The sequence below is a fragment of the Burkholderia sp. Se-20378 genome (genome assembly GCF_017104665.1).
GTDB classification, from domain to species: Bacteria; Pseudomonadota; Gammaproteobacteria; order Burkholderiales; family Burkholderiaceae; genus Burkholderia; species Burkholderia lata.
This window is the reverse complement of record NZ_JAAGPG010000636.1, coordinates 1-4270: the sequence shown is the minus strand read 5'-3', so window position 1 is coordinate 4270 and position 4270 is coordinate 1. Positions and strand designations below refer to the sequence as shown.

Sequence of the window (4270 nt, the reverse complement as noted above, 5' to 3'; positions counted from 1 at the left end):
CGCGCTACGCGCTGTTCGCCACCGCGTGCCTCATCGCGCTGATCGCGCTGTCGCTCGCGTGGGAGCTGTGGCTCGCGCCGCTGCGCCCGGGCGGCTCCGCGCTGATGCTCAAGGCCATCCCGCTCGCGCTCGCGCTGCCCGGCGTCTGGCGGCGTAACATCTATACGATGCAGTGGGCGAGCATGCTGATACTCGTCTATTTCGCCGAAGGCGTCGTGCGCGGCATGTCCGATCGCGGGCTGTCCGCGACGCTCGGCTGGTGCGAGACCGCGCTTGCCGTCGTCTTCTTCGTGGCGGCGCTGGCGTACGTCGCGCCGTTCAAGCGCGCGGCGAAAAAGTCGCGCGCCGCGTCCTGACCCTTACGCGACAAGGTGATGATGTCCTCCGAAGCTTTCGTTTCCGCGTGCCGCGACGCGATCGGCGCCGACCATGTGCTGACCGACCCGCACGATACCGAACCGTTCCTGACCGACTGGCGCCGCCGCTACAAGGGTGCCGCGTGCGCGGTGCTGAAGCCCGCGAATACGGCCGAAGTCGCCGCGCTCGTCAAGCTGGCCAAAGCACACGGCATCGCACTCGTGCCGCAAGGGGGCAACACGGGCCTGGCCGGCGGCGCCACGCCCGACGCGAGCGGCAGCCAGGCCGTGCTGAGCGTCGCGCGCCTGAACCGCGTGCGCGCGCTCGATCCGCACAACAACACGATCACCGTCGAAGCCGGCGTGATCCTCGCCGACGTACAGGCGCGCGCCCGCGAAGGCGGCCGGCTGTTCGCGCTGAGCCTCGCGGCGGAAGGCAGCTGCACGATCGGCGGCAACCTGTCGACCAATGCGGGCGGCACCGCGGTGCTGCGCTACGGCAACGCGCGCGAGCTGTGTCTCGGGCTTGAAGTCGTCACGCCGCAGGGCGAGATCTGGGACGGCCTGCGCGGACTGCGCAAGGACAACACCGGCTACGACCTGCGCGACCTGTTCATCGGCGCGGAAGGCACGCTCGGGATCATCACGGCGGCCGTGATGAAGCTGCATCCGCTGCCCGCCGCACAGGTCACCGCCCTCGCCGCGCTCGAATCGCCGCACGCGGCGCTCGATTTCCTCGCGCTCGCGCAGCGCGCGGCCGGGCCGCTGCTGACCGGCTTCGAGCTGATGTCGGACTTCTGCATGCAGCTCGTCGGCAAGCACTACCCGCAACTGCGCTACCCGTTCGCGCAGACGCACGCGCAGACGGTGCTGCTCGAACTGTCCGACAACGAAAGCGAAGCGCATGCGCGCGCGCTGTTCGAGAAGCTGATGGAAGAAGCGTTCGAGGCCGGGCTCGTGGTCGACGCCGTGGTGGCGGAGAATCTCGCGCAATCGCGCGCATTCTGGGACCTGCGCGAGCACATCCCGCTCGCGCAGGCCGACGAGGGGCTCAACATCAAGCACGACATCGCGGTGCCGATTTCGTCGATCGCGCGCTTCATCGACGAGACCGACACGGCGATCCAGCAGGCTGCGCCGGGCGCGCGGATGGTCACGTTCGGCCACCTCGGCGACGGCAATCTCCACTACAACGTGCAGATGCCCGAAGGCGGCGACCCGAAAGCGTTCCTGGCCGCGTTCCAGGCGCCGATCAACCGGATCGTCTACGACAACGTGCACCGCCACCACGGCACGATCAGCGCGGAGCACGGTATCGGCCAGCTGAAGATCGACGACGCGCAGCGTTACAAGTCGCCGGTCGAAACGACGCTGATGCGCACGCTGAAGACCGCGCTCGATCCGCGCGGCCTGATGAATCCCGGCAAGGTCCTGCGCTGAAGCCGCCCACTCCGGAGCCACGCCCGTGAAAGTCCGCGTCCTGTCCGACCTGCATCTCGAAAGCAACCTGCCCGACGCGATCCCGCATGCGAACGCGGATCTCGTCGTGCTGGCCGGCGACATCCACAATCACGCGGAAGGCCTGCGCTGGGCCGCCGAAACGTTCGATTCCGCGGTGCCGGTGATCTACGTGCCGGGCAACCACGAGTACTACGACGGGGAATTCGGTGCGCTGGAGACGGCGATGCGCGATGCGGTGCAGGCGCTCGACAACGTGCATTACCTGAACAACGACGTCTACATCGATCCCGCGCAGCGCTTCCGCGTGCTCGGCACGACGCTCTGGGCCGATTTTTCGCTGTTCGGCGCCGACGAAGCCAGCATGGCCAGCTCGATCGAGGCCGGGCTGCGCGTGATGCTCGATTTCAAGGGATTGATCCAGGTGACCTGGCCGCATGACGCGGCGCTGCATGCGGCGCCGGGCACGCCGGAACGGGATTTCTCGCCGGCCGACGCGATCGCGCTGCATCGGCGCAGCCGTGCATGGCTCGAAGCGCAGCTCGCGACGCCGTTCGCGGGCCAAACGATCGTCGTGACCCACCATGCGCCGCACCGGCGTTCGCTGGCGGAGCGCTATGCGGAAGATCTTGCGTCGGCGGGATTTGTTACGGACATGGCGGAACTCGTGCAGCCGCCGGTCAATCTGTGGCTCCACGGCCACACGCATACGTCATTCGACTACGTGGCAGACGGCGGTACACGCGTGGTGTGCAACCCGCGCGGCTACATCCACCGGCGCACCGGCGAACTGGAAAATACCGCGTTCGCGTGGGACAAGGTCGTCGAGCTCGGCTGAACGCCGGCCCGCGCGGCCGCGTTGCGCGGCCTTTTTCGACCCGAAGCGCGACCGCGGGATCAGCGGCCGGGGCGGCGTTGTTCGCGCACCCGCACCGGCACCGGCTTCATCTGCGCCTTCGCCTTCATCGCGCGCAGCAGGTCGCGGGTCGCCGCGGCGGCCGCGGCCGCGCCCAGCAGGACTCCAAGGCCGATCATCAGGTGCGTATCCATTGCTACTCCGGGGTTGCGTATCTCATTAATTCCCACAGTATCAAACTGTCTGACACGCGTTCGTAAAAAAATGTTGCGTGAAGGACAAATCTCGTCAGATTGCGGTCAACCGCGCTGTCATGTCGCACGCGTGTACTGCTCGAGCGCGGCTTCGTCGGCTGCGAGCGTGGCCGGCAGTTCGTCGCGCAGGAAATCGACCCAGGTGCGAATTTTCGCGTCGAGGTACTGGCGCGACGGATACAGCGCGTAGATGTTCATCACGTGCGACCGGTATTCGGGCATCACGCGCACGATGTGCCCGCTGCGCAACCAGCCGATCGCCGAATAAAGCGGCAGACCGCCAATCCCCATCCCTTCCCGTACAGCCACCGCGAGCGCCTCGGCGACGTTCACGCGAAACGGCGGCGCCGTGATCGGGACGACTTCGTCGCCGTTCGGCCCGGCCAGCGCCCATTCGTCGAACTGGAAGCCCGGCGCGACCATCCCGAGACAGACGTGCTGCGCGAGATCGGCCGGCCGCTGCGGCACGCCATGTGCCTCGACATAGCCGCGCGACGCGCACACCACGCTGTAGCTCTCGCCGAGCCGCTGCGACACGAGCCCCGAATCCGGCAGGTCACGGCCGACGACGATCGCGACGTCATACCCCTCGTCGAGCAGGTCGGGCATCCGCTGCGCGAGCGTCAGCTCGACGTGCACGTCCGGGTAGCGCTCGCGATAGCGCGCGACGGCCGGCACCAGGTAGTGCTGGCCGAGGCTCGTGAAGCAATGAACCTTCAGCTTGCCCGACGGGCGCGCATGCGCGTCGCCCGCCTCGGCTTCGGCCTGGTCGACGTACGCGAGGATCTGCTCGCAGCGCTGCAGGTAGCGCTCGCCGGCTTCGGTCAGCGCGATCCGGCGCGTCGTGCGGTTCAGGAGGCGCGTGCGCAGGTGCGCCTCGAGGTCCGAGACCGCGCGCGACGCGTAGGCGGTAGTCGAATTCATCTGCTGGGCGGCCGCGGTAAAGCTTCCCGCGTCGACCACGCGGACGAATACCCGCATGTTTTGTAGCGTATCCATCCCATTACCCGTTTGAATCCGGACGGATTGTTGCACAGAGGCGAACAAGTATTGTCTCAGGATTCGTAAAAATGACTTGCACCCTTGTCCATTTATTCAGGAATCACTGAAAAATATAATCGCATCCGACTCATCTATATCCGAAAGGGAGAAAATCGTGCAGTCTCCGGCGACAAAAGGGACGCTCGCACTGGCGGTTCTTGCAGTCTCATTAATAATGGCCGGATGCGCGAGCATGGGCGACAACAAGCCGCAGTCGGCCCGCATCGAGGCGAACGCACTCGACGCCGGCGCCGCGATCCGTGCGGCCGACCGTGACGCGGGCTGGCCCGCGGCCGACTGGTGGA

The 4270-nt window shown here is 66.9% G+C and carries 5 protein-coding genes and 1 pseudogene; 4 read left to right on the top strand and 2 right to left on the bottom strand.

The genetic code is table 11. The features are described 5' to 3' along the window. Window positions 1-11 precede the first annotated feature (11 nt). The 3 genes from G3N93_RS35230 to G3N93_RS35220 are packed head-to-tail and all read left to right on the top strand — an operon-like array spanning window position 12 to window position 2652. Entirely contained in the window at window positions 12-356 is a 345-nt protein-coding gene (locus G3N93_RS35230) for a DUF2069 domain-containing protein (protein ID WP_206135039.1), read from the top strand. An 18-nt stretch (window positions 357-374) separates the two neighbouring features. Then, complete coding sequence (locus G3N93_RS35225) at window positions 375-1796, top strand: FAD-binding oxidoreductase (RefSeq protein WP_206135038.1); 1422 nt, start codon at window positions 375-377, stop codon at window positions 1794-1796. 25 nt (window positions 1797-1821) lie between these two features. Continuing rightward, the gene (locus G3N93_RS35220) at window positions 1822-2652 is read left to right on the top strand and encodes a metallophosphoesterase (protein WP_206135037.1); all 831 of its coding nucleotides are present in this window, start codon (window positions 1822-1824) and stop codon (window positions 2650-2652) included. Window positions 2653-2711: 59 nt separating this feature from the next. Here the strand turns inward: G3N93_RS35220 and G3N93_RS35215 are convergent, their stop codons facing one another. Next, window positions 2712-2864, bottom strand: a complete 153-nt coding sequence (locus G3N93_RS35215) for a hypothetical protein (protein ID WP_163008969.1) — start codon at window positions 2862-2864, stop codon at window positions 2712-2714. A 117-nt stretch (window positions 2865-2981) separates the two neighbouring features. Then, window positions 2982-3923 (bottom strand): LysR family transcriptional regulator, encoded by a 942-nt coding sequence (locus tag G3N93_RS35210; RefSeq protein WP_174934511.1) that lies wholly within the window; start codon window positions 3921-3923, stop codon window positions 2982-2984. Window positions 3924-4080: 157 nt separating this feature from the next. Here G3N93_RS35210 and G3N93_RS42315 point away from each other — a divergent pair. Beyond that, a pseudogene (locus G3N93_RS42315) lies at window positions 4081-4270 on the top strand (RND transporter); the annotation flags it as partial.

Coding starts and splice junctions, on each gene's coding strand:
- G3N93_RS35225 (WP_206135038.1), top strand. CDS start 375: ATGATGTCCTCCGAAGCTTTCGTTTCCGCGTGCCGCGACGCGATCGGC.
- G3N93_RS35215 (WP_163008969.1), bottom strand. CDS start 2,864: ATGGATACGCACCTGATGATCGGCCTTGGAGTCCTGCTGGGCGCGGCC.
- G3N93_RS35210 (WP_174934511.1), bottom strand. CDS start 3,923: ATGGATACGCTACAAAACATGCGGGTATTCGTCCGCGTGGTCGACGCG.